Here is a 25089-nt window from a genome sequence, read left to right on the forward strand (position 1 = left end):
AAAACCTGATTTTAATAAGGAGCTGAGCAAAATGAATCTTATCACTGTAGATGAATCAAAATGTATTAAATGCGAACTTTGTATTAAAGAGAATGTCCAGTAGATGTCCTAAAGATGGGAGAAAAGGGACCAGAAGAAATAGCAAACATCACTTGTATTGCCTGCGGACATTGTGTTGCTATATGCCCTAATACCGCTATAGATAATGAAAAAGCAACTTTAGTGCAACAAGTTGATACAAAAGATTTTCCTAAGTTAACTTCACAGCAGGCGGAGAATTTTTTAAGATCGCGTCGTTCCATAAGAAATTATAAAGACGAGTCAGTATCAAGAGAAAAATTAACAAAATTAATTGATATTGCAAGGTTAGCTCCTACTGCAGAAAATAGTCAAGGTATATCCTTTGTGGTAGTTGAAAATAAACAATTAATTGAAAAAGCTACTGAAATTTCTATTCAAATGATAGAAAATTCCCCATTAAGATATCTAGTAGAAAAAGCTGTCAGAAGTTACAGGGAAGGTGGAGTTGATTCAATTTTCCGTGGTGCTCCCAACTTAATCATCACTATTGCAGATAAAGATCTTCGAAGTGCTAGAGATAACTCTGTTTCATTTTTGACTTATCTAGAATTATATGCTCCTTCACTAGGACTTGGATCTTGTTGGGCTGAGATTTTTGAGTATTTTGCATCGATTGAGAATTCTCCGATGCTTAAATTATTCAATATTCCGGAAGGAAAAAAGATAACAGCCGCGGTTATGGTTGGATATCCTAAGTATAGCTATAAGAGATTAGTGGATAGAAATCCATTAGAGGCTGTTTTTCTATAATATGCGACAAGGCATGCTATTAATCTGGAAAAATTGAAACGCAATTGGCTTTTTATTTTTTCCTATGTACACTAAAGTAACAAAAAATGGACACTGGTTAGTCATATTATTAGTAATGGCAGGTGCTCATGATAGGCAGGGATAGGGGTTAGATACGGCTCGCCTTCACCATGTAAATCTCAATTGTTTTACAGTAATGGGATAGTCATAAAAGCAGCATAATACAAAGGAGAGAATTAAACATGACTATTCCAAATTCAAATAAAGTATATCCGAGAAGTAATGATTGCCAAACTATATATCTTAAAAATGTAATTACAAGAGATAATATAAAAGTCGGAGATTATACAATATATAATGACTTTTTTAATGACCCAAGAGATTTTGAAAAAAATAATGTACTATATCAGTATCCTATAAACAATGATAAATTAATAATTGGTAAGTTTTGTTCAATTGCATGTAAAGCAAAGTTTCTCATGACCAGTGGAAATCACACAATGAAATCACTATCTACTTATACATTTCCTCTTTTCGGAGAAGAATGGGATGAAGCATTAAAACCAAAAGATGCTTGGGATAATAAAGGTGATATTGTAATTGGAAATGATGTGTGGATAGGATATGATGCTATAATTATGTCAGGTGTGAAAATTGGTGATGGTGCAATTATTGGAACCAGAGCAGTAGTTACTAACGATGTTTCACCTTATACCATTGTTGGAGGCATACCAGCAAAAGTTATAAAGAAAAGGTTTAGTGATGATGTAATTTTAAAATTGCTAAAAATTAAGTGGTGGGATTGGTCATATGAAAAAATCCAAGCAAATATTAAATATATTCAAGCTGGAGGCATTAATAAGTTAGATTGATACCTATTCAGCCCCTAAACGAAGTTCCAGTTTAGTTTTAAAAGGATGTAAAATAATGATTAGGAGTCGCGGGGCTAAGCTTGACTTGTTTGTTTCATTGACTTCATTTGGTGAAAAGATTTCGTTTGTATTACGATACGGAGCCATATTATTGGTAGCGACGGAATTTAATAGCCTTATCCACATTAAATGGATAAAGGCTATTTTTGTTATACCAGAAAATAATCAAAATTGATGATAAGACGCTAGAACTGGTAGAGGAAACAAATGAGCAATGCCAAGAGCTTGAAGCATTTCTTGAGATGAAGCAGCGAGAATTAGCGCAAACAGAGAAGGGCATAGAAAAAATGCTTGATTTGTATGAAGATGGGATGATAACGAAACAGCGATTTTCTGAACGGATTGGTGGTCATGAGAAGACGAAGAATGAGCTAGAGGCTGAGATAGAAAAGTGTAAGTTAGCTTTGGCAGCGCAGGTTCATTTAGTGACGGTAGAGATGATACAGAATAGGATCGATGAGTTTAAGGAATTATTTTCTAGTGCTATCAGTCCGGGGGAACAGAATAGGGCATATAGACTGTTGGTTGAGCGAATTGTGTATGACAGGGAAGAAAATGGCGTGACGTTGGAAGTTTTGTACAAGTAAATATAAATTTTAATAATGAGAAATAAGAATCTTGCTGAAATTTGTATGATTTTGGCAGGATTCTTATTCTTTTATGGTAAATGAATACTATAAAGGAAAGTCCATAATATGGGGCTGAGATAAATAATATGTTATTAATAATTTAGTAAATTATGTTGATTAATTCAGAGGTGTATAATTGAAAATGATGAAAGAAAATGATTGCTTTATAGAATATTTAAAAGAAATTGGTTTTGAATGGAATAATCAATTTAATTATCATATTACTAATAATAATTTGACAACAGAAGAATATCGGGTGTTAAAAAAGCATAATTTTATATCCTCAATACCTAAAAATTCAACTAAGATATATTTAGATTTAAATGTATGGATCAATTTTCGAGATGTACATATGGGGAAAAAGCCAAGTAATTCCAAATGGAACGATATATATCAAAAAGCAATTTATCTAAATGAATTTTATGATGTGTATTTTGTGACAAGTCTCAATATTTATTCTGAATTACAGAAACAAGACACTAGTGAAAATTTTATTGAATTACTAAAAATTATAGGAAAATTGAGTAAAGAATTGACTGTTGAAAATCCATTACAACTTGTATTTGATGAAACCTTCTTTTGCTTAATGGATATGTTAAAAGTAAATAAATCGGATTTTGATTTTAATAGTTACCAATGGGATAAGGCATCAGCGATTTATGGAATGCCATTTATAAATGTTAAAAATAGCAATGATGCCGTAATTGCAATGAATAAAACGCTAATAGATGCTATTTATCAAATTCCATTTAGAGATTGTTATAAATTATTTGAATTTCATAATCAAGGTATCGATGGTTTCAAAAAGGTATCAGACGAATTAAATCAAGACTTGGCTTATAAAAAAGGTGTCCGAAGTAAAAATTTAGAAGAATTATATATTGAAGAATTTCACGGGGCGATTGAAGCAAGTTCTGAAATAATAAACTCTGCACTGGTATCATTTATGAAGTGGTATTATGATACTACTCTGGTTGAAATAAAAGTAATAAAAGAAAAAGAATTAATTAATATTTTTTCCAACCTATTTCGTTACGGAAAAATACAACAATATTTTCCGTCGCTCCAAATTCACTCAGGTCTACATGCTTCTGTAAGATATGATAAATCAAAAAAATTTACCCCAAATGATTTATTTGATTTTCATCATGCTTCCAGTGCAATACCATATTGTGATTATTTTGTAACCGATAATCCGTTAGCTCAAAGATTAATAAATAAACCATTAGCTATTGGTAAAAAATTTGATACTAGGATCTTACCTGCTAAAACAGAGTTGATTTTACAGGTTTTTGATGAAATGTTAAATAATAAGGCTTAGAATAATGTATCCTACAGAATAAGCGTATAGGCTGCTGATAGATAGGATTGTATATGATAGGGAAGAAAATGGTGTGACGCTGGAGGTTTTGTATAGGTAATAGAAAGATGAATTTAGGTAAAAATATAAAACTTCTGCTGAACGTTGTATTGATTTGGTAGAGATTTCCTTTGTTTAAATGGAATTGTAGAGAATAGAAGACTGGATGTCACAAGAAGGAATCCATTGAATTGTTCCTGGTAATATTTAATGCATGATGCGGGAACGTCCCTAGTGTCACCTCAGGCTGGTAAACCGCCGCATGAAGAAGCTCAACCCCAATGGGCAGTATACCGTTTATAAAGTAAGTGCTGACGAGGAAGCCACCGCCATAGACGAGAACGAGGACATTCTCAACTATGATGATGTGGACGACCCCGAAACGTTTGCATAACTTCGGGTCAAGTTGGCCCGAAGTTATAATAGCCCACCAATATTTGAACCTGGTGGGCTATTATAAAACGTAATTAGCGGTTAAAAAAACTCTGAGATGTATTTACAACTTGTAATGATAGTCGCCAGCCGTTGTCATTGTTCCAACCATAAAATCATTGTCTTTTAGTGCAGACGTAATAAGCGCTTTTTTGCACGGAACATGAAGGACTGCCACAGAAGACTTGCTATCTCTAAACATTGGTAGCTTATCCCACAAATCTTTTACCTGCTTCTTGTAGTTTCCATTACTGTCCACTATATCGCTTTTCTCAGAAAAGTCGGGGTAAATTACTATTACTGGAAGTCCTTGATTGTTTATTCCATAGTCAATTTCTTCTCTCAGAGCTTTGCTGTTTTTTGTAATCGAGCTAAGAAACAAAATGACATTTTTTGAGTTGCGCAACCGTTCGTGAAGCCGAGGCTTTAGAGTGGATTCCCAGTCGCTCCCATCACGCACATTATAATTTTTGTTATGAGAATCAATAAACGGGAAATCGCTGTCAGCACCTTTCCACATACGTAATGTGTTGTAATAAACAAAATCGTGAGTGCTTGAAGCCCCCAAATTGCTCTCGCTAAATGGTTCAGCGACATAAAAGGCTGAATAATTACCGTTTCTGTATGCCATATTAGCTCCTTTCATCATTGCCAGATTGATACTTTATCCTTGTCCTTACTATAAACCACAACATTGATTTGCCCATGAATCTGATTGCTTTCGAGCTTAAGAATTGATGTAATTTTATTAAGTGCATCTACATGTGAAAAACCTGCTCGGGAAAGGTTGGTTCCCATTAAGGGTAAATACATGGTGTACCCCTGTCCACTGGCATTATAAAACCTAATCAATTTGCGTAATGCTTCTATAAAAGAATCATCATCGCATTGAGCATTATTGTTTTCGTCAAATTTTGACAATGCAAGCAAAAAGAAAGTCACGTTATTTTCCCCGGGTACTATCGCTGTTGTTCCAGTTGGATATTCTCGCTTGTTTCCGCGATACCGCGTATCATCAAAATTAAACTGCTTATTTTGTAGATTCAAACTATCCAATATGGTTGTATCCAATTGCTCCTGTGTTATGTTGCTAAACATTTTCTTTAACCATTGCCCATGGACGGTTTTTATAGAAACAAGTGGCTTAGCAACATTTCCGACATATTCATCAATTATAGTGTCAAAATGAGTATTTACAGGGATTACGACGATTCGGTTCTCTTTATTCTTCTTTGGAAAGCTTATCTTAAAAATATCCCCATAGATTATTGAGATTCTTCCTGTACCGTTTTCCCAGATTGTCTTTGTTCTCTTAAAAATAACAATAAGGAATGATATTATCAAAGAAGCAATAATGATGGATGCAAAGTAAAATAACCGATGGCAAACGCTTAATTTTCCAATATCATCCCATGAAATAAAGGTAAGAAGCGTTGTATTTGCAGTAAAAAGAATCCCACATATTTTTAAGGTCAGCAAAATAATCGTCTTTAAATTAATGTATAATGCCGCAAGAAATCTTTTGAGATACAAGTAGTAATCACCCCCTTTTCAATCAACTATGATGAATATAAATTGAACTGCGTCTAATTGCTAAACTATGACTTTTCAACTTTATGTATTAAAAGGATGTCTATTCAACAACCATTTAAAAAAGTGATTATTTCCATTATACGCCAAATTTCCCCACAGAACAATGAGAAAAGAGGTGATTTTTATGGTTCGTGGGCCTCTGCTTAACCCCCTACATAAATTTAACAACTAACTTCGGGCCAAGTTGGCCCGAAGTCCTACGCCGCCAGAAATGGCGGTTTTTTCGTATCCAAAACCAAAATAGAAAATGGAGGTACCTCTAAAAATAAATAGAGATCCGAGATGCGAAACAATTCATTAATAATGAGACTAGCGGGGTTAGTGGTCGAAAAAGTAATTTAAATTACTCGGTTTTTATTAGTTCAGCAGAGGTTAGATTTACTTTGAATGGAAATACACCATCTTGGGTATGTGCTTTGAGTGATATTGCTGTTACTGGTTCCGATGACACGCCACTAATAACTATGTACCCTTCTTCAATTTTCTTTGGTCCAATTTCAAAGCGTGGCACTAAATATTTCTCCGGATATATAGAATATGTGACACTACTATTGGGATTAAAATGTTTTAAACGAAATTCTTTAATATTTACAAAATCTTTAGTTACAATACCATATGCATACTCTTTAGCATTTATTTTAGAAGCATCGACTTCGAAATGATCAATTGTCATTAGAGAAGTTGATGGGTTTATAATCTTTATTGGAAAAATGGCTAAGAATGAATTATCGTCTTTTTTTATACTAACAGCATAAAGTTGAGCATCGGATTGAACTATTTGTAATCTAGGTCTTTCATCAAAATACTTTACAGAAGTAAAAATTACTCCTGCTAATGCAATGATTACACCTACTATTGTGCATCCAATAACTAGCCAATCTCTTTCCTTTTTATTAGGTACTGTTGGTGGAATGATTATTTTTTTTTTCGACATATTTACCCCCATACTCGTGTTTCTATTAAATTCGACAAGGGTAGATAATTTCCTTGGTAGCTATTACCAGGGGGGGCCTTCTTTTGGTTATGCTTTTCTCAGTTTAGAACTTTAATCCATAAAATTATATATGACCGTAGTGAGAATGGGAACGATTCTTTGGTGGGACCATATTTTTGTATATTGAGAAAGAATCACATTAATATCCAGCAAGTTATCCTTGCCTGTTGCATGCGTATAATCCAGTGATGGTATTAAAGTTTGATTGGAAAGAGGTTAATTGTGTGGGAATTAGGGATGCAGAGATAACTGATTGGAAAGACATAAAGGAACTGCTTAAACAACTAGATTATTCGGATACTGATTCATTCTTACAAGATAAAATTAAAACGTTATTAAACCACTCTGATGAACGATTATTAGTCTATGAGTGTGATGGAAAGGTTGTTGCGCTCATATCCATTCATTTTATTCCACAATTAGCTCTTAAAGGTGATTTTGCTAGGATAAGCTATTTTGCTGTAGATAATGAAATTAGAAGTAAAGGTATTGGGCGCGAACTAGAAGAGTATTGCATATCTTTAGCAAAAGACAGGAAGTGTGATAGGATTGAAGTGCATTGGCATTCTAGGAGAGTGGATGCACATAGATTTTATTATCGACAGGGATTTGTTGAATCACCTAAGTATCTTATTAAAAATTTAAGCTAGTAGTTTGTTATGTTAATTACTTGAGACTTTTCAAATCGACATTCCTGAGCATAAAAAATATAATAGTACAAAAAGTGGCGGCAGCATTATGCTGGTGCCTATTTTGGTTTATAATAGACTTATTGGAATTTCAAGGGGGCAAAGTATGAGTGATATAAAAGGAATACCAAATAAATTGATCGATGAGAAGAGTCCGTACTGTTGCGGCAAGCGTATAATTCACTGAATTGGTACCCGTGGGGCTCAGATGCCTTTGCCAAAGTAAAGAATGAAGACAAGCCGATATTTCTAAGTATCGGCTATAGTACGTGCCATTGATGTCATGTGATGGAACAATCCTCTATCTCGGTTTAGACCGGAGTAGAGGATTGCTTATGTTTGTTCAAAGTTTATAAAGAAAAAGCCTGCTATTTATCGGGAGGCCACTGAAAAAGTCTCTTGATGCCAAAAAAGGTATAGCCCCTGAAGAAAACTGAGGAGGCTGTACCTTTTTTCCTGTATAATTAAGGTATCAAAGGGAGCAGGTGAGTCAAATGATTCAACAACAACAATCCATGATTTTAAGTCCTTATATAGAACTCTATAACTTGATTATTTCTAAAGATAATATACTGCGGCAAATCAACGAGCTTATTGACTTTTCCTTTGTATATGAGGAACTGAAAGAGCGCTATTGTCTTGATAACGGCAGAAATGCGATTGACCCTATTCGGATGTTTAAATATTTGCTGCTCAAAGCGATCTTCGAACTGTCTGACGTTGACATTGTCGAACGATCTAAATACGATATGTCTTTCAAATATTTTCTCCATATGGCGCCGGAAGATCCGGTGATTGATCCAAGTTCTTTAACAAAGTTCCGGAGACTCCGGTTAAAGGATCTAAATTTGCTCGATATGCTCATAAATAAAACCGTTGAAATTGCAATCGAAAAGGGTATTATCAGAAGTAAATCGATCATTGTGGATGCAACCCATACAAAAGCCCGTTATAATCAGAAATCCCCCATCGAAATCTTGCAGGACCGTTCCCGAAAACTGAGAAAAGTCGTCTATAAGGTCGATGAATCTTTGAAAGTGAAGTTCCCGACGAAAAGCCCCAGCGATGTACTCGAAGACGAAATTGCCTATTGCCAAAAGCTTATCGATGTGATTGAAGCAGAAGGCGGCGTTTGCGAGCTTCCGAAGATAAAAGAACCTCTCAATCTGCTCAAAGAAACGATAACAGATGACCTCGATCAGTTGCGAATTTCGGAGGACCAGGATGCAAAAATTGGTCATAAGAGTGCAGATTCCTCATTTTTTGGATATAAAACGCATCTTGCCATGACCGAGGAACGGATTATTACGGCAGCTGTCGTCACAACGGGCGAAAAGAATGACGGCAAGCAACTACAGGAGTTGCTTGAAAAAAGCAAGGCAACCGGTATGGAAATCAAAACGGTCATTGGGGATACGGCTTACTCTGAAAAAGATAACATAACATACACCAAGGACAATAACATAGAGCTCATTGCCAAGCTCCATCCCCTCATTACGCAAGGGGGCCGAAAAAAAGAAGACGAATTCCAATTTAATAAGGACGCGGGCATGTATGTGTGCAAGGCCGGTCACATGGCAATCCGGAAAGCGCGGCAAGGAAGGAAAGGCGTTGGGAAGAAGCAAGTTGATACGTACTATTTCGGTATTGAGCATTGCAAGCGATGCCCTTTCAAAGAAGGGTGCTACAAAGAGGGGGCAAAAAGCAAAACTTACTCGGTGAGTATTAAATCTGGCATGCACATCGAACAAATGGCGTTCCAAGAAGGCGAGTACTTTAAAGAAAAGGCGAAGGAGCGCTACAAGATTGAAGCAAAAAATAGTGAACTCAAGCACAGACACGGGTATGACACAGCGTCATCTTCGGGTCTTGTTGGCATGGAATTACAAGGGGCGATGGCAATCTTTGCTGTGAATATAAAGAGGATATTAAAACTGATAAAATAAAGCAAGTTATAACGGTTTTTTCCAAAATAGTAGAAGACGACCTTATCCCAATTTGGGAACAAGGGTCGTCTTCTGTTTCGTACTTTGAGTTTTGCCACTGAAAAACCAAAAGTTTTTCAGTGGCCTCTTTCTTTTTAGCAGGTTTTTTGGCGTATTTAAGGCAGATAAATTCTTTGAATTTTTCCTGCATCCTCTTATCACGGCTTTTTCTCATCGCAGTATTCTTTAAACGCGTTCTTAAACTGTACTTTTGCCCAAACGCGTAGATCGGAATCGTCGCTTTCCATTAAGTTTCTTAATATAGCTATCATGTCTTTTAAGTCGGGGTCAGAAATGGCCTCGCTTTTTTGTTGTTGCATATCTTTTTCTATCCCTAGAAGTATCCAATCAATCGAACAATCAAATTTTTGAGCAATAGTTTTTAGTGCTAGTGCTCCAGGCAAAGATCCTCCCGTTTCCCATGTTCCAACGTTCCCTTGTGAAACACCAAGTTCTTTGGCAAAGTTAGCCTGTGAAAGTCCTGAGTTTTTTCTTACCGTTTTTAATCTTTCAATAATCTCTTTAATTTCTGGGGATGCTTGATAATCTTGCACAGGATCACCACCTTAAAGAAAAATAATATCAAATATTAGATTAAAATCCTTGAATTAAATCAAATATTAGATTATAATTAACTTGCAAGTATAAATTGTATATTTAGTATCTTCAAAAAATGCCGCGTTTCACACACGCGATGAAAGGAGGCAAGAGAAAGCACGGCAGATGCCTGCAAACGCCCCCGGAGTTCTTGGGCGCATATGCCAACAGAAAAAGTCGATCTTCCTTAGCTGAGTTGGTCATTGATGGTTTGTGACGAAACCACAAATGACGTGGGTACAACTTGTAGCTGTGTTTCAGTGCGCCTTACTGGCGATAGCGTCTCAAGAGTAAGGGTGTAAAAATTTTCTAATCGTTTTAATTATACCGTATCTTTGAGAAAACGTAAACTGCATAACAGCATGTGGTTTGTGTAGTGGAAAGGAGTGTGGGAAATTTCTTTTGTAAATAGAACGAAAATTCGTAATTATTCGGAGGGAGAGATAATGGAAAATACGGCGTTACAGAGTCAGTTGCTTGAGCAACCTTGTTTAAATGTTACTTCAGAGATAGGCAGGCTGCGATCGGTTTTACTGCACCGGCCCGGACGTGAGCTGGAAAATCTGATCCCGGAGCTATTGGAAAAGTTGCTGTTTGATGATATTCCTTATTTGGAAATGGCCCAACAAGAACATGATTTCTTTGCTAATGTGTTAAAAAGTCAGAACGTCGAGGTCTTGTATCTGGAAAAGCTGGCGGCAGAGGCGTTAACGGATGCCAAAGTCAAAGCCACTTTTGTTCAGCAGTTTATTGAGGAAGCAGCGGTAGCAAGTGAAAGCGTAAAAGTAGCTTTGGCTGATTATTTCTATAGTCTGGATACTCCGGACATGATTGACAAGATGATGGCGGGTGTCAGGAAGGAGGAGTTAACCATCTATAAGGGTGAGTCACTGTGCGATCAAATCAACAATGCTTATCCTTTTCTGTGCGATCCCATGCCGAACTTATATTTTACCCGCGATCCTTTTGCCACGATCGGCAGTGGCATTACGCTCAATCACATGCGTACACAAACGCGCAACAGGGAGACGATTTTTGCCAAGCTGATTTTTGAGCATCACCCTAAATTTAAGGACAATGTGATCCCATTTTGGTTTAACAGGGAAGAAACGACTTCGCTGGAAGGGGGCGATGAACTCGTTTTAAGTGACAAAGTACTGGCTATTGGGATTTCCCAGCGAACTGATTCGGCGTCGGTGGAGAAAGTTTGTCGACGATTATTCGAAGCGAATAGCAGTTTTAAAACGGTTCTGGCTTTTCACATCCCCTCGTCGCGGGCTTTTATGCATTTGGATACTGTTTTTACCATGGTTGATTACGATAAGTTTACGATTCATTCGGCGATTGAACAGCCTCTGACAGTTTATGAGATGACTAAAGCGGCTGATTCGAAGAATGGATTGAAAATAAAGATTGAGAAGCAGGACATGAAATTAGCGGACATCCTTGAGAAGCATTTAGGAAGAAAGGTGACGCTGATTCGCTGCGGCAATGGCGACCGTATCGATGCATCACGGGAACAGTGGAACGATGGCGCCAACACGCTGGCGATTGCGCCGGGGGAAGTCGTCGTTTATTCCCGTAATCATGTGACCAATCAGATCCTTGAGAGTTATGGTTTGAAGCTGCATGTCATTCCTTCTTCCGAACTCTCCCGCGGCAGGGGCGGGCCGCGCTGTATGAGTATGCCGCTCTATCGGGACAACTTAGAAAAATAACCATTCATGGATAAGGGAGATGAAGAAAATGGCTTTTAATTTACGTAATCAAAATTTTTTAACGCTCATGGATTTTTCTCCACGGCAAATTCGCTATTTCCTGGAACTGGCGCGGGAGTTAAAACGGGCGAAATATGCGGGAACGGAACAGCCGCGGCTGAAGGGGAAAAATATTGTTATCTTATTTGAAAAAGATTCGACGCGGACCCGGTGTTCTTTTGAAGTAGCTGCGTTAGACCAGGGCGCTCATGTGACTTATTTGGGACCGACAGGCAGCCAGATGGGGAAGAAGGAGTCCATTGCCGATACGGCACGGGTGCTGGGACGCATGTATGACGGTATCGAATATCGGGGCTTTGCACAAAGCATTGTCGAGGATTTGGCTAAATACTCCGGCGTTCCTGTCTGGAACGGTTTAACCGATGCGGATCATCCGACGCAGGTGCTAGCCGATTTTTTAACGGCCCAGGAACATCTTCATAAGCCTTATGACCAAATGGTTTTTGTTTATGTCGGGGATGGCCGAAATAATGTAGCTAACGCGCTCATGATCGGGGCTGCAAAACTCGGGATGGATTTTCGCATGGTTTCGCCTGTGGCGTTATTTCCTGCTGACAATTTGGTGGAAAAGTGCCGGAAAGTGGCCGAAACTACGGGGGCCAAGCTGATCCTTACCGATCAAATCGCAGCAGGCGTTAAAAATGCCGATGTTTTATACACCGATGTCTGGGTATCCATGGGCGAGCCTGATGAGGTATGGGAGCAAAGAATTGCATTACTCAAGCCCTATCAGGTGAATCAGAAAATGATTGAGTTTACAGGCAATGAACAGGTGATTTTTGAGCATTGTTTGCCATCCTTTCATAATCTGGCTACGATGACAGGCCAGAAGATTTTTGACAAGTTCGGCTTAAAGGAAATGGAAGTTTGCGATGACGTATTTGAAGGACAGCACTCGGTGGTTTTTGATGAAGCGGAAAATCGCTTGCATACGATTAAAGCGGTGATGGTGGCAACGTTAGGCGCATAAGACAGTGATTTCAGCAGGATGGCCCGATGGGCCATCGTTGCTGGAATAGAAAGGGGAATGTGCACAGTGGGAGAGGATAAAAAGTTAGGCTTGTTTTCACTGATTGGATTAGTTGTAGGCTCAATGATCGGTGGCGGGGCCTTTGCTTTGCCGGCGGATATGGCGAAAGGAGCCGGTGTGGGAGCTATTATCATTGGCTGGTTGATTACCGGTATGGGCATGGTTTCACTGGCTTTTGTTTATCAGAACCTTTCCATGCGAAAACCGGACTTGAACGGCGGCGTTTATAGTTATGCCAAGGCTGGTTTTGGCGATTACATGGGGTTTAATTCGGCTTGGGGATACTGGCTGAGCGCTCTCTTGGGCAATGTATCGTATGCCGTGATGATGTTTGGCGCTCTCGGTTATTTTTTCCCTGTTTTAGGGAAGGGCAACAATGGCCTGTCCATTGTTTTAGCATCACTCTTGATTTGGTCCATTCAATTGTTAATTAGCCGCGGCGTCAGACAAGCGGCCTTTATCAATGTTATTACAACCATTGCCAAGCTTGTTCCGATTTTTGTATTTTTGATTTGTTTGGTTATTGCTTTTAAGGTGGACATCTTTTCCCTTGATATTTGGGGACAGGCCAGTGCGGACTTAGGCAGTGTGGTTGATCAGGTTAAAAGTACCATGCTTATTACTCTATGGGTATTTATCGGTATTGAAGGGGCCGTTGTTATTTCAGGCCGAGCCGAAAAACGACAAGACATCGGTAAGGCTACAGTGATCGGGTTGGTAGGGACGCTGACCATCTATGTGTTGATTTCGGTGCTGTCACTGGGAGTCATGAAACAAGCCGACTTGGCGTCACTCGATACGCCGTCGATGGCGTATGTTCTGGAATCCGTTGTGGGTCCCTGGGGGGCTGTGATCATTAATTTGGGACTGGTCGTTTCCTTGCTTGGGGCGCTTCTAGGCTGGTCCATGCTGGCGGCGGAAATTCCCTATGTGGCGGCTAAAGACGGCATGTTCCCCAAAGTATTTGCCAAAGAGAATCAGCAGGGAGCGCCTGTTCATTCACTGCTTTTTACCAATCTGCTTGTTCAAACGGCTTTGCTTATTACGTTGTTTTCTAGCAGTACCTATCAGGTTCTCTATTCCATTGCCAGTTCGGCCATCTTGATTCCCTACTTATTCAGCGGTTTATATGCCTTGAAACTTGTTGTGACAGGCGAAACCTATGCTGAAAATCCCAGAGGGCGAGGAAAAGACCTGATCCTGGCAAGTTTGTCCAGTGTGTATGCCGCTTGGCTCATTTATGCGGCAGGGCTGGAGTATATCCTCATGGTGACTATTTTATATGCTGTAGGAATCGGTGTATTTATTCGGACCAAGCACGAAAAAGGGCAGAAAATATTTTTGAATGCGGAAAAAATCCTGGCTTCTTTGTTGTTGGTTGCAGGAATTACAGCTTTGATCATGATGACGACAGGCAATTTAGTTTAGAGTGTAAAGCAGCTAAACAGAGGAGAGGATGAACAGTGAAAGTAGTTGTGGCCTTAGGGGGAAATGCTTTGCAGCAAGAAGGGAGACCGGCTACAGCCCAGGCGCAGTTAGAGGTGGTCAAGGAGACGGCCGGCTATTTGGCGGATATGATTGAACAAGGCCATCAGCTTATTATTGTCCATGGCAATGGACCGCAGGTCGGGCGACTCGTTGTACAAAATGAAGTTGCCAAAGACGTGACGCCAGCTATGCCGTTTGATGTTTGCGGGGCTATGAGTCAAGGCATGATTGGCTATCATATTCAGCAGGCTTTAGGGGACGAGCTAAAAAACAGGCAGATTTATAAACCCGTGGCAACGGTGCTTACGCAAGTCGTTGTCAAGCGTGAAGATGCGGGGTTTTTGCAGCCAACCAAGCCCATTGGACCGTTCTATTCAGCGGATGAAGCCAAAACTTTACAGGAAGAAAAAGGCTACGTTATGGTAGAAGATGCTGGAAGAGGCTATCGGCGCGTTGTCGCTTCGCCTGAGCCGCAAAAGATTGTGGAGCTTGATACGATTCGTCGTTTGGTGAGTGATGGACAAGTCGTCATTACGGCTGGCGGTGGCGGTATTCCTGTTGTCGAAACGGGCGGGAATGGTCTAAGCGGGGTAGCGGCTGTGATTGATAAGGATCTGGCAGCAGAAAAATTGGCGGAGGATTTGGGAGCCCATATGCTGCTGATTTTGACGGCTGTGGACAAGGTGGCCATTGATTTCGGCAAGGCGAATCAGAAAAATTTAGATGTGATGACGACCAATGAAGCTGAGCGTTATATTCAGGAAGGTCAGTTTGCGCCAGGCAGTATGCTGCCGAAAGTGAGGGCCGCCGTGAAGTTTGTCGAATCAAAACAGGGGCGGCAGGCCATCATTGCGTCGCTAGAAAAGGGGATGGATGCCTTAAAGGGGAAAAGCGGAACACTCCTGATTCCATAGCGATGGGAGCCAAGGGATACCGCCAGATTGTCCGGGAAGCTATTCTTTCTATTTCATGTAGTGGCACTTTGATTGTGTTTCAAACATTACCGGCTTCGGCAAGGATTGTTGCGTATGTCATTGATGCGATCCATTGGCCGGAGGTGCTTGGCGCCATCGCTGATGTGAATACGGTCTTCGTAGCTGTTCGATCAGCAAGTATAGCGGAAGAGGTGGCTGCCCGATTACGGAAGCTGTTATTCGCTTTCGATCAGGATAGTTAAAACAGCAAAAAACCACTATGAATCCACGCATAGCGGTTTTTTGCTGTTTGGGCGAATATGAGATGGTTTATTTACAGCTGCTGTTTATTTAAGCAGTGGTGCTGTATTGGCAGCATGTGTCATGCAGGTAATGGTAAACTCTTCTTTGCCTAGCGCTTTTTTAGCAAGAGCGAGGGCCTCGTCGGCACTTGTAGCGGGAATGTAGCCTGTTTTGCGAATAAAATCCGCGTTTTCTGGCTTGGTTACAACAATGACTGTATTGGTTTTGGCAATTTCCGATAATTTAAAGGCAATGAAGCCTGGAATGGTAAAGTTGGCGCGTACGGCTTTTTCAAATTCAAGAGAATCTTTAAACTGGAACCAGTCGCTAAATTCAGCAGGTTCTGCAATATCGCGGCATTCCATAAATAACAGCATGACGCCGCCGGGTTTGACAGCCATATAGGCATTATCAATTGTTTTTGATCCTTGGTATAAGTTGATATCTTTTGGAAAACCGCCAGCGGATGCAATAACAAGATCAGCTTGTTGCGTAATGGGGATGCCATAGATTTCTTCAACTTTTTGGCAACCCGCTTCCCAGGCTTTTAACCAATGTCCGGCAAAAAATTGTGCGAACTTTCCTTCCGGTGTATAGACGGCATTGAATAGAAAATCAGGGTTTACAAAGGCTGCAACTTCAGTCATATCTTCATGAAAGGGATTGCCTGTGAGCTTATCTGACATACAATCCGGATTGGCACCATGGCCTACTTGGGCATTGAGGGCCAGACTGTGATTGGTCTGAATGGTTACATTGCCGCTTACGCCAGGCATAATGCTTTTGCGTCCACCGCCAAAACCGCCGAGTAAATGAAATACAATGCCGCCTGTTAAGATAACTTTGTCGGCGTTGGCAACATGTTTATTAATGTAGGCAGGTGTTCCACGCTTGGTTGTTCCCATATAGACAAGTTGGGATTCGTCGAGGCAGTTATGCATGTGGATGGTTACACGGCGACAAACTTCTTCGCCACAGACAGCAAGGTTTTCTTGTTCGGTATGGGGACGGTGACTACCAAGCGCAATGACAATAGCGATATCTTGATCAGGTATGCCCGCGGAATTCAGTTCATTTAATAATATAGGAAGGAAGACGGAAGATTGAATCCAACCTCGTGTAATATCACTGACAACAAGGACGACTTTGTCACCCTGTTTAACGATTTCTTGTAGTGGGGCTGAGCCAATGGGATTTTTTAGGGCCTCTTGAATAGCTTCAGGAACATTTATGATGGCTTGTGCTGGTTTTCCTTCAATTTCGTAAATGATTTTCTCTTGCGGCAGGGTAACAGCAAAAGATGTGTCCCCAAAACCAAAATTGATTGTCTTTGTTGCCATAAGGGTACTTCCTCCTATAATGTAGCGGAACTTAGTAGTTGTCTCGCAGATAAATTTTATAATGTACTATACATTATGACAAAAATAATACGTTTAGTCAACAATAATGTGTAATATTGTATACAATATTTGTTGCTACAGGTGAGCATTTTCATCAAAAAAGTGCTTGAAACTATGTTTAAATGATGTTATATTACTAATAACCTTTATAATTGCTTTTACCTAAAAACAAAACATTTTTAGAGCCAATGTTGACTCTCTTGTGATGCCGTGGGCATTGTAAGAGAGTTTTTTGTTTTTTAGGGGGCAAGCGAAGTTGTAGTTATGTTTTATTTATTGGTTATTTGTTATTTCATGTTGAGGAAGGGGGGGGAACAATGATTGAACTGGTTGGAATTCAAAAATATTTCGGGGAACTTCATGTATTAAAAGACATCGATCTGAAGGTTGAGAGTGGTGAGAAAGTCGTTGTTATCGGCCCCAGCGGCTCAGGTAAGAGTACGTTGATTCGGTGTATGAATCTATTGGAAAAACCGACTACTGGTACGATTGTTGTTGATGGGGTGACACTTACTGAACCCAAAGCACCCATTCGAAAAGTACGTGAATCAGTGGCCATGGTTTTTCAGCAATTTAATCTTTATCCACACAAAACGGTTTTGGAGAACTTGACTTTGGCACCAACACTTGTGAAGGGTGTTTCCAAAGATGAGGCAGCAGAAAGTGGGTTAGCTTTTTTGGATAGAGTAGGTTTAAAGGCGAAAGCCGATGCTTATCCGGCTCAACTTTCAGGTGGACAGCAGCAACGGGTGGCTATCGCAAGAGCGCTCAATATGAAACCGCAAGTCATGTTATTTGATGAACCAACTTCGGCACTCGATCCTGAAATGATTCAAGAAGTTTTAGATGTTATGATCGATCTTACGAAAGAAGGCATTACTATGGTTGTTGTGACGCATGAAATGGGTTTTGCCCGTCAGGTTGCTGATCGTGTTATTTTTATGGATGCCGGTCAAATTTTGGAACAGGGAAGTCCGGAACACTTTTTTAACGCTCCTGAGAATGATCGTGCACAACTGTTTTTAAGCCGGATTATTCGTTAAAATAAAGCTGAAATAATAAGGAGGATAAGCTATTATGAAAAAAATAATAAGCCTGTTTTTAGGCATGATAACTTTATCGATGTTGTTACTTTCCGGATGTGGTGAAGCGCCTAAGGCGGAATCAACGGACCCTGCATCCGCGCCGGATATTAAAGCTATTAAAGATCGGGGTACTTTAAAGATTGGGGTCAAGCTGGATGTACCGAAGTTTGGGTTTAAAAATCCTACAACAGGTCAAGTTGAAGGCATGGAAATTGATCTTTCCAAAGCCCTGGCTAAGAAAATACTGGGTGATGAAAATAAAATTGATGTTCAAGGGGTTACAGCGAAAACCAGAGGACCTTTGCTTGATAATGGTGAAGTGGATTTAGTTATTGCTACATTTACGATTACGGATGAGCGTAAGCAAAGCTATAATTTTTCTGATCCTTATTTTACCGATGGTGTGGGTTTGCTTGTTAAGAAAAGTTCCGGGATACAAAGTTTGCAGGATTTAAATGGCAAAAAAATTGGCGTGGCTCAGAGTGCAACATCAAAGAAAGCGATTCAAGATGCTGCTGATAAAGCTGGAATTAAAATTTCGTTCCTGGAATTCGGTACTTATCCGGAGATTAAAGCTGCCCTGGATTCCGGACGTGTCGATTGTTTCTCTGTTGATGGTGCTATTCTGTTTGGTTATTTAGATGATTCGACGGTAATTTTGAACGATCGTTATGACCCGCAAAAATATGGTGTTGCTTCTAAAAAGAGCAATGTTGCACTAGCCAAAATCGTCAATGACACGATCAATGAAATGAAACAATCCGGCGAGCTTGATAAACTTATCCAAAAGTGGGGTCTTAAATAGTGCCCGGACCGTTCGCAGGTTTTAAATGGGCAGCAGTGTTACGCGACTGGCCAGTTTTTGCGGAAGGGTTTGGCATGACAATTCTGTTGTCGGCGCTTGCACTGTTGTTGGCTTTGGCTTTAGGAGTTTTCTTTGGTGTGCTAGGGGCAGCGGAGGGTAAAAAGGTTCGCTTGTGCAGTCGGATTTATGTTGAGTTTATTCAAAATACTCCCCTAGTCATTCAAATTTTTTTCCTGTTTAATGGACTACCTCATCTGGGTATTATGCTTCCTGTATTTACTGTGGGTGTTTTGGGTGTAGGCGTTTATCATGGTGCCTATGTTGCTGAGGCTATTCGTGCCGGCATTCAAGCTGTTCCGCGTGGTCAGCTTGAATCGGCGACTTCACAAGGCATGTCTTACTGGAGTGCCATGCAGCATGTTGTGTTGCCGCAGGCCAAGCGTATTGCATTGCCAACGCTTACGAATCAGGCGGTGAGTTTGATTAAAAATACTTCTGTATTGGCTATGGTTGCTGGCGGCGACTTGATGTATCATGCTGATTCTTGGTCGAGTAATAATCTTTATTACGGTCCGGCTTATGTCGTAACAGGTCTATTGTATTTGTCGCTATGCATGCCTTTAGCTAGATATGCCCGACGTCTCGAACGCAAGTTGGAGGTGTCGTTATGATTCAAGAATTGTTTCAGATTGATTTATTGGTGTTTCTATGTCAAGGGTTGTTCACGACTGTCTATATTGCAGTGGCATCCATTATTTTAAGTATGTTGTTCGGCATTATTTTAGGTGTTGCACGATTTTCAAATTATCCGGTTTTGGGCCAGGGTGCTACGATCTATATTGAAATTGTCCGCAATACACCCCTCTTGCTGTTTATTTTAGCTGCTCGTTTTATGACAAATCTTCCGCCGCTCAATGCTGGCGTTCTAGCGATGACTGTTTTCACGTCAGCCATTATTGCTGAGATTGTTCGTGGCGGGTTAAATTCTATTCATAAGGGGCAATGGGAGGCAGCAAAATCACAAGGATTGAGTGAAGTTCAGACTCTGCTTTATATTATCTTACCTCAGGCACTCAGGAATATGATTCCACCGCTTGTTTCTCAGTTTACGACAGTGATTAAGGACACTTCTTTTGTTTGGGCTGTAGGAATTGAGGATTTGACAGGCAAAGGGATGATTATTATGGGGAAATACGGTACGACGGCACAGGTGTTTTCCTTGTTTGGGGTGATTGCACTGACGTACTTTGTTTTGAATTATTCTTTGTCCGTTGTTGCACGGAATTATCAAAAAAAACTGCTCTATCGTAGCTATTAATTAGATAAATAATATGAGTCAATGATGACCTGCTATTTTAGCAGGTCTTTTTTTAGGCATTTTGCACCAAGTCCTTTCCAAATTACGTTGGAATCGGGTGAGAATATGGCCAGAGGAATATGGAAAAATAGTTTACTAAAAATATTTTTGACACGGAGTGGTTTGGGATTGTTTTTTCGCCCTTTCCTATATTCTACAGAGGAAAGGATTCATTTTGATTTAATCGAGTCTCTTACTTACTCCACGGAGCCTATTCTTCAGATAATAGACTGGAAGACACGTGCTTTATTTTACTATTGGCTTATTGAGATTCCTCAGACCTTGTTTGAAGAATTATTTCTTGCTAATGAGTCCAATCAACGTGTGTGTTCATTCATTGATGATGCCCAGCATGCTCAAGTGAGTCAGGTGGCTTATTTGACGCAAGGGTATGTTTTGTATTATTTAGGGAAGCTGCTAGAGATGGATCATTATTTTTGCCGAAAATTCGGGCTCGATGTAATCGCTATGCACCAGCTTGTTTGTTCTGTTTTCGGTCTAGAGCATCCAATGATTTATTATGAGAAAAAATTTTGTAACTTAGAGGACGCTCCGCAAAATTTATCGCAGGAGAACATACAAGCAGTTTACTTAGATAAAATGATTCAAGCTTTTTATGATAAAAAAAATCACACAAATTATCATCAAAAGTCTCATGAAATTCAACTTTGTCAAGAGTTTTGTTCATGGAAAATGGCCAATGCGCGACATATGACACTGGCTATGCTTGCTGAATTGGAGCAGGAAGTGGGGGGAGAACTCAGTGTATTATCGCGATTAAAGTGATGTTTGCAAGAAATTTTATTGCTTTGTAATTCAAAAATTGGCTGACAAGTGGTATAATAATAACTTATTGGAAGTGTATTCATGAACTGTTGAATTTGAATAAAACATGAGGTTTGATGATATGAAAAAATGGATTAGTGGCGTTATTTTTTTTATTGCTTGTTTTGTACCGTTTTCTTTTGCCTATGCTGGAACGATTTTATATGTGCCAATTGATGATCGACCCGTCAGTTTGGACTATACAGTTGATACAGCGCAGGCGGCTGGGTTGACTATATTGACACCCCCGGCAGAATATTTAGCCAGTCGCGCTCATCAGGGAGATCCTGAAAAACTATGGCAGTGGGTATTTGATCATTGTCAGCAGGCTGATGCACTGGTTCTGTCAACAGATTCGCTTATTTATGGCGGGCTTGTTGATTCGCGTGTGCATCATTTAGATTTGAGCATACTGCAGGAACGTTTAGAGAGATTTAAGACAATTAAGGAACGGAGTTTTGGGGCGCAGCTCTATGTTTTCAGTACGATTATGCGATCCCCAAGAATGAGTGCGGGCGGTGTGGAGCCGGATTATTATGAAGAATACGGGCCGCGGATTTTTGAGCTAACGGCTTTGCAAGACAAGGCGGAAAGAAACAGCCTTTCGGCACAGGAACGGCAATCCTTGCAAAAAGATGAGGCTGAGATTCCACAAGAGTATTTGACAGATTGGTTTGAGCGGCGCAATAAAAATTTGGACATTAATCGGCAAATTATTACAATGGCGAAAACGGGAGTTTTTGATTATGTCATTATGGGACGGGACGATACGGCTGTTTATTCACAGTCGCAACATGAGTGGCGGATTCTTCAAAAGGATGGAGCTGAGTTACCGGCTAGTATATTTGGGGCGTTTCCCGGTACGGACCAGTTGGGCATGGTATTATTGGCTCGGGCCTATAATAATTTAACCGGGCAGCTTCCATTTGTGCGTATTGATTATGCACCAGGTACCGGCGGCACTACTATTCCTTCGTATGAAGATCAGCCCATTGCGGGTACTATTCGGGATCATGTTGTGGCTGCAGGCGGTATTGTATTACTTAATCCCAAAGTTCCCGATTTGATTTTGGCTGTCAATACTCCTATGGATGGCATAACTCATGAAGCAAATGAAATGAAGAATCAGGTATTGGATAATGTTTCGTCACGGATGCAAACGGCTCAGATTCAGTCGGATTTAATTCAAGGCAGGCAGGTCGCTGTTGCTGATATTGCTTTTGCTAATGGTGCTGATAATGCTTTGATGAATTCATTAGCGAAACAGCAATTGCTTGATAAGATTAGTGCTTATTCGGGTTGGAATACAGCGAGTAATACGGTAGGATATGCGGTGGCCCAGGGGATGATGGCAGGCAGTATGACAGAGAAAGGCAGACAGCAATTATTAGCTGTGCGCTATCTTGATGACTGGGCTTATCAGGCGAATATTCGCAGTCAATTGCAGCAAAAGTTATATGAGTTGGGTGGCAATTCGCAGTTTCTTGATAATTCTCAAGCAGTGATGGTTCGTGAGGCTGAGGAGAGAGAGCAATTATTTACTAAGCAATATCTATGGATGGATCCGAAAAAAGTGAAGATTTCTTTTCCTTGGAATCGATTGTTTGAAATTAAAATTAATTTAGTTTCGTAATAAAAAAACTGTCTGGGAATGATTTCCCAGACAGTTTTTGTTATGGTAGGAGAATTTATCGGTTAAAAAGTTACGTTTTCACCTTTAAAGGCACACGTCAATACTTTTTCTAGTAAATCTGCATTTGCCTGACGTGGATTTGAGCTTGTACAAGGATCTTTAGCAGCATTTTCGGCAATGAATTTTACATTGTCAGTAAATTGTTCCTCTGTTACGCCTGCTTCTTTGAGGGTCGCCGGAATGGCGAGTTTTTTATTCAAATCCTGAATGAAACGGATGAGACTCGCTACAAGTTCTTCAGCCGAAGATCCGGGCAGTTCCATATCTTTTGCAACTTTGGCATAGTCTTTCAGTGAAACCTTTTGATTGAATTCAATGACATAAGGCAATAAAATGGCATTGGCACAGCCATGAGGAATATGGAACAACGCACCGATTTTATGGGCCATACTGTGTGTAATGCCGAGAAGGGCGTTTGTAAAAGCCATGCCTGCCAGACATTGAGCCATATGCATTTGTTCACGGGCGTCATGGTCGCCTTCATAGGACTTTAAGATGCTATCCTTGACCATAAGAATGGCTTGCAGGGCCAAGGGATCGGTAAAGGGTGAACGCGCTGTGGCGACATAGGCTTCAAGGGCGTGTGTGAGAGCATCCATCCCTGTATGGGCAACGAGTTTTGGCGGCATCGTTTCGGCAAGTTCAGGGTCGACGATGGCAATATCAGGTGTTAAGTTGTAGTCAGCTAAAGGATATTTTACTTTGGTGCTATAGTCAGTAATGACGGAAAAAGCAGTTACTTCTGTTGCTGTTCCACTTGTCGAAGCAATGGCAACAAACCGTGCCTTGTTGCGCAGCAAGGGGACAGTGAAGGGATCTTTGACATCATTAAAAGTAGTTTCAGGATGTTCGTAAAATATCCACATGGCTTTGGCAGCGTCAATGGGAGAGCCGCCACCTAGTGCGATAATCCAGTCAGGCTGAAATTCGCGCATCGTTTGTGCGCCTTTAAAGACGGTTTCTACGGAAGGATCCGGTTCAACGCCTTCAATGAGTTTTACTTCCATGTTGGCCTTTTTTAAACTGGCAACGACCTTGTCTAAGAAACCGAATTTTTGCATGGAACTTCCACCTGTTACAACAATGGCTTTTTTACCTGTTAAGCCTTCTAATACTTCTGTCATACAGCCTCTGCCAAAATAAACATCTCTAGGGATTGTAAATCTACTCATCATAACCCACCCTTTTTCTCGTTATTTTTTTCACAAACTGTTTATGAGTTTATTTTACAATGGGACAATCATGGTGTCAATGGTTTTACAAGGTTATTTTATCTAAAATAGCGAATATTACTCTGTACAAATAGGACGGAGGGATATGATCATGGATTGGGATACATTGCAAAAGAGTGCGCGTAAAAATTTTAATGGCGCTTGCCGTGTTTGTCGGGTGTGTAATGGCATTGTTTGTGCTGGAGAGGTGCCTGGCATGGGAGGTCTTGGAACAGGGACTAGTTTTACTAATAATGTAAAGGCATTGGCTGATGTGAAATTCAATTTGCGTACGATTCATGCTGTGAACGTACCCAACCTGGCTGTAACATTGTTGGGACTTTCGCTGGAACTACCTGTCATTGCTGCGCCGATTGGTGGGATTTCGCTCAATATGCGAGGTGCCATGAGTGAAGCAGACTATGTTTCTGCCATTGTTTCAGGCTGTGCTAAGGCGGGTGTGGTGGCTATGACTGGCGATGGTCCGAAACCGGAAATTTTTGCTGCAGGCTTAGCGGCATTAGAGAATGAAAAAGGACGGGTGATTCCTGTTATTAAGCCTCGTGAACCGAAGCAAATTGTTCTTTTGGCTCAGCAGGCCGCAGCAGCGGGAGCATTAGCCTTCGGCATGGATATTGACGCGGCTGCCTTAGTCAATATGACACGGGCCGGACAGGCAGTAGGGCCGAAAAGTTTATCTGAACTAAAATATATTAAACAACATACAACAATTCCATTTATTGTGAAGGGAATTATGACAGGTGATGAAGCAGAGGCTTGTTATCAAGCAGGCGTAGATGCTATCGTTGTATCTAATCATGGTGGGCGGGCTTTGGATCATACGCCGGGGACAGCAGAGGTGCTTGGCGAAATTAGTCAGGCTGTGAAGGGAAAAGTGAAGATTTTTGTTGATGGTGCCATTCAGACGGGCGCTGATATTTTGAAAATGCTTGCTTTGGGAGCGGATGCCGTACTTATTGGAAGGTTTCTTGCTAAGGCAGCAGTGGGCGGCGGTAGTGATGGTGTGGCGTTTGCTTTGGAACGGCTTAAAAATGAACTACAGGCGGCCATGATTTTGACAGGAACGGCTGATGTCAAGGGGGTTCCACCGACCATTATTCGTTTGTCTGATTAAAAAACAATGCCTATCACTTTTTG

25 protein-coding genes and 1 pseudogene are annotated in these 25089 nt (G+C 40.5%); 20 read left to right on the forward strand and 6 right to left on the reverse strand.

The window, feature by feature from the left end:
• Window positions 1-31: 31 nt before the first annotated feature.
• The 5 genes and pseudogenes from Ga0466249_RS19055 (at window position 32) to Ga0466249_RS27285 (ending at window position 4146) form a co-directional block, all read left to right on the forward strand.
• Window positions 32-831: pseudogene (locus Ga0466249_RS19055) on the forward strand (nitroreductase family protein).
• A 242-nt stretch (window positions 832-1073) separates the two neighbouring features.
• Window positions 1074-1703, forward strand: a complete 630-nt coding sequence (locus Ga0466249_RS19060; protein WP_215831072.1) for a CatB-related O-acetyltransferase — start codon at window positions 1074-1076, stop codon at window positions 1701-1703.
• Between the two features lie 206 nt (window positions 1704-1909).
• Window positions 1910-2350 carry a hypothetical protein gene (locus Ga0466249_RS19065; RefSeq protein WP_215831073.1) on the forward strand — a complete coding sequence of 147 codons (441 nt, stop codon included), beginning with the start codon at window positions 1910-1912 and terminating at the stop codon, window positions 2348-2350.
• A gap of 184 nt (window positions 2351-2534) precedes the next feature.
• Entirely contained in the window at window positions 2535-3713 is a 1179-nt protein-coding gene (locus Ga0466249_RS19070; protein WP_215831074.1) for a hypothetical protein, read from the forward strand.
• 301 nt (window positions 3714-4014) lie between these two features.
• Entirely contained in the window at window positions 4015-4146 is a 132-nt protein-coding gene (locus tag Ga0466249_RS27285) for a hypothetical protein (RefSeq protein WP_281422677.1), read from the forward strand.
• Window positions 4147-4248: 102 nt separating this feature from the next.
• On the opposite strand, the gene Ga0466249_RS19075 is transcribed toward Ga0466249_RS27285, so the two are convergent.
• The 3 genes from Ga0466249_RS19075 to Ga0466249_RS19085 form a co-directional block, all read right to left on the reverse strand.
• Window positions 4249-4815 (reverse strand): TIR domain-containing protein, encoded by a 567-nt coding sequence (locus Ga0466249_RS19075; protein WP_215831075.1) that lies wholly within the window; start codon window positions 4813-4815, stop codon window positions 4249-4251.
• A 14-nt stretch (window positions 4816-4829) separates the two neighbouring features.
• The gene (locus Ga0466249_RS19080; RefSeq protein ID WP_215831076.1) at window positions 4830-5717 is read right to left on the reverse strand and encodes a macro domain-containing protein; all 888 of its coding nucleotides are present in this window, start codon (window positions 5715-5717) and stop codon (window positions 4830-4832) included.
• Between the two features lie 403 nt (window positions 5718-6120).
• Entirely contained in the window at window positions 6121-6711 is a 591-nt protein-coding gene (locus Ga0466249_RS19085) for a hypothetical protein (RefSeq protein ID WP_215831077.1), read from the reverse strand.
• Window positions 6712-6995: 284 nt separating this feature from the next.
• Between Ga0466249_RS19085 and Ga0466249_RS19090 the strand changes: the two genes are divergently transcribed.
• From Ga0466249_RS19090 to Ga0466249_RS19100, 3 genes are all read left to right on the forward strand, one after another.
• Window positions 6996-7421: a GNAT family N-acetyltransferase gene (locus tag Ga0466249_RS19090; RefSeq protein ID WP_215831078.1), complete on the forward strand. Its 426-nt coding sequence runs from the start codon at window positions 6996-6998 to the stop codon at window positions 7419-7421.
• Between the two features lie 201 nt (window positions 7422-7622).
• The gene (locus Ga0466249_RS19095) at window positions 7623-7739 is read left to right on the forward strand and encodes a DUF255 domain-containing protein (protein ID WP_246588886.1); all 117 of its coding nucleotides are present in this window, start codon (window positions 7623-7625) and stop codon (window positions 7737-7739) included.
• 215 nt (window positions 7740-7954) lie between these two features.
• The gene (locus tag Ga0466249_RS19100) at window positions 7955-9406 is read left to right on the forward strand and encodes an IS1182 family transposase (RefSeq protein WP_215831079.1); all 1452 of its coding nucleotides are present in this window, start codon (window positions 7955-7957) and stop codon (window positions 9404-9406) included.
• A gap of 197 nt (window positions 9407-9603) precedes the next feature.
• Here the strand turns inward: Ga0466249_RS19100 and Ga0466249_RS19105 are convergent, their stop codons facing one another.
• The gene (locus Ga0466249_RS19105) at window positions 9604-9999 is read right to left on the reverse strand and encodes a helix-turn-helix domain-containing protein (RefSeq protein WP_215831080.1); all 396 of its coding nucleotides are present in this window, start codon (window positions 9997-9999) and stop codon (window positions 9604-9606) included.
• A 489-nt stretch (window positions 10000-10488) separates the two neighbouring features.
• Between Ga0466249_RS19105 and arcA the strand changes: the two genes are divergently transcribed.
• The 5 genes from arcA to Ga0466249_RS19130 all read left to right on the forward strand — a co-directional run bounded on the left by arcA (window position 10489) and on the right by Ga0466249_RS19130 (window position 15515).
• A complete protein-coding gene (gene arcA / locus Ga0466249_RS19110; RefSeq protein WP_215831081.1) occupies window positions 10489-11760 on the forward strand; it encodes an arginine deiminase in 1272 nt (423 codons plus the stop codon).
• 28 nt (window positions 11761-11788) lie between these two features.
• Complete coding sequence (gene argF / locus Ga0466249_RS19115) at window positions 11789-12790, forward strand: ornithine carbamoyltransferase (RefSeq protein ID WP_215831082.1); 1002 nt, start codon at window positions 11789-11791, stop codon at window positions 12788-12790.
• A 66-nt stretch (window positions 12791-12856) separates the two neighbouring features.
• The gene (arcD, locus tag Ga0466249_RS19120; RefSeq protein ID WP_312889804.1) at window positions 12857-14278 is read left to right on the forward strand and encodes an arginine-ornithine antiporter; all 1422 of its coding nucleotides are present in this window, start codon (window positions 12857-12859) and stop codon (window positions 14276-14278) included.
• A gap of 35 nt (window positions 14279-14313) precedes the next feature.
• A complete protein-coding gene (gene arcC / locus Ga0466249_RS19125) occupies window positions 14314-15252 on the forward strand; it encodes a carbamate kinase (protein ID WP_215831083.1) in 939 nt (312 codons plus the stop codon).
• A gap of 2 nt (window positions 15253-15254) precedes the next feature.
• Window positions 15255-15515, forward strand: coding sequence for an arginine repressor (locus tag Ga0466249_RS19130; RefSeq protein WP_215831084.1), 261 nt, complete (start codon window positions 15255-15257; stop codon window positions 15513-15515).
• An 84-nt stretch (window positions 15516-15599) separates the two neighbouring features.
• Here the strand turns inward: Ga0466249_RS19130 and larAH10 are convergent, their stop codons facing one another.
• Entirely contained in the window at window positions 15600-16895 is a 1296-nt protein-coding gene (gene larAH10, locus Ga0466249_RS19135) for an NPN-dependent 2-hydroxyacid racemase, LarAH10 family (protein ID WP_215831085.1), read from the reverse strand.
• A gap of 377 nt (window positions 16896-17272) precedes the next feature.
• On the opposite strand from larAH10, the gene Ga0466249_RS19140 reads away from it, so the two are divergent.
• The 6 genes from Ga0466249_RS19140 to Ga0466249_RS19165 all read left to right on the forward strand — a co-directional run bounded on the left by Ga0466249_RS19140 (window position 17273) and on the right by Ga0466249_RS19165 (window position 22660).
• Complete coding sequence (locus tag Ga0466249_RS19140; RefSeq protein ID WP_215831086.1) at window positions 17273-17998, forward strand: amino acid ABC transporter ATP-binding protein; 726 nt, start codon at window positions 17273-17275, stop codon at window positions 17996-17998.
• 34 nt (window positions 17999-18032) lie between these two features.
• Entirely contained in the window at window positions 18033-18845 is an 813-nt protein-coding gene (locus tag Ga0466249_RS19145) for a transporter substrate-binding domain-containing protein (protein WP_215831087.1), read from the forward strand.
• Between the two features lie 35 nt (window positions 18846-18880).
• The gene (locus Ga0466249_RS19150) at window positions 18881-19516 is read left to right on the forward strand and encodes an amino acid ABC transporter permease (RefSeq protein ID WP_312889807.1); all 636 of its coding nucleotides are present in this window, start codon (window positions 18881-18883) and stop codon (window positions 19514-19516) included.
• Window positions 19513-20163, forward strand: a complete 651-nt coding sequence (locus tag Ga0466249_RS19155) for an amino acid ABC transporter permease (protein WP_215831089.1) — start codon at window positions 19513-19515, stop codon at window positions 20161-20163. The genes Ga0466249_RS19150 and Ga0466249_RS19155 overlap by 4 nt, the downstream gene beginning before the upstream one ends.
• A gap of 105 nt (window positions 20164-20268) precedes the next feature.
• Complete coding sequence (locus Ga0466249_RS19160; protein ID WP_215831090.1) at window positions 20269-20988, forward strand: hypothetical protein; 720 nt, start codon at window positions 20269-20271, stop codon at window positions 20986-20988.
• Between the two features lie 121 nt (window positions 20989-21109).
• Entirely contained in the window at window positions 21110-22660 is a 1551-nt protein-coding gene (locus tag Ga0466249_RS19165) for a DUF4127 family protein (RefSeq protein ID WP_215831091.1), read from the forward strand.
• Window positions 22661-22722: 62 nt separating this feature from the next.
• Here Ga0466249_RS19165 and Ga0466249_RS19170 read toward each other — a convergent pair whose 3' ends face one another.
• Window positions 22723-23892 (reverse strand): iron-containing alcohol dehydrogenase, encoded by a 1170-nt coding sequence (locus Ga0466249_RS19170; RefSeq protein WP_215831092.1) that lies wholly within the window; start codon window positions 23890-23892, stop codon window positions 22723-22725.
• Between the two features lie 151 nt (window positions 23893-24043).
• Between Ga0466249_RS19170 and Ga0466249_RS19175 the strand changes: the two genes are divergently transcribed.
• Entirely contained in the window at window positions 24044-25066 is a 1023-nt protein-coding gene (locus tag Ga0466249_RS19175) for an alpha-hydroxy-acid oxidizing protein (RefSeq protein WP_215831093.1), read from the forward strand.
• The last annotated feature ends 23 nt before the right edge of the window (window positions 25067-25089 follow it).

The sequence above is a fragment of the Pelorhabdus rhamnosifermentans genome (genome assembly GCF_018835585.1).
GTDB classification, from domain to species: Bacteria; Bacillota; Negativicutes; order UMGS1260; family UMGS1260; genus Pelorhabdus; species Pelorhabdus rhamnosifermentans.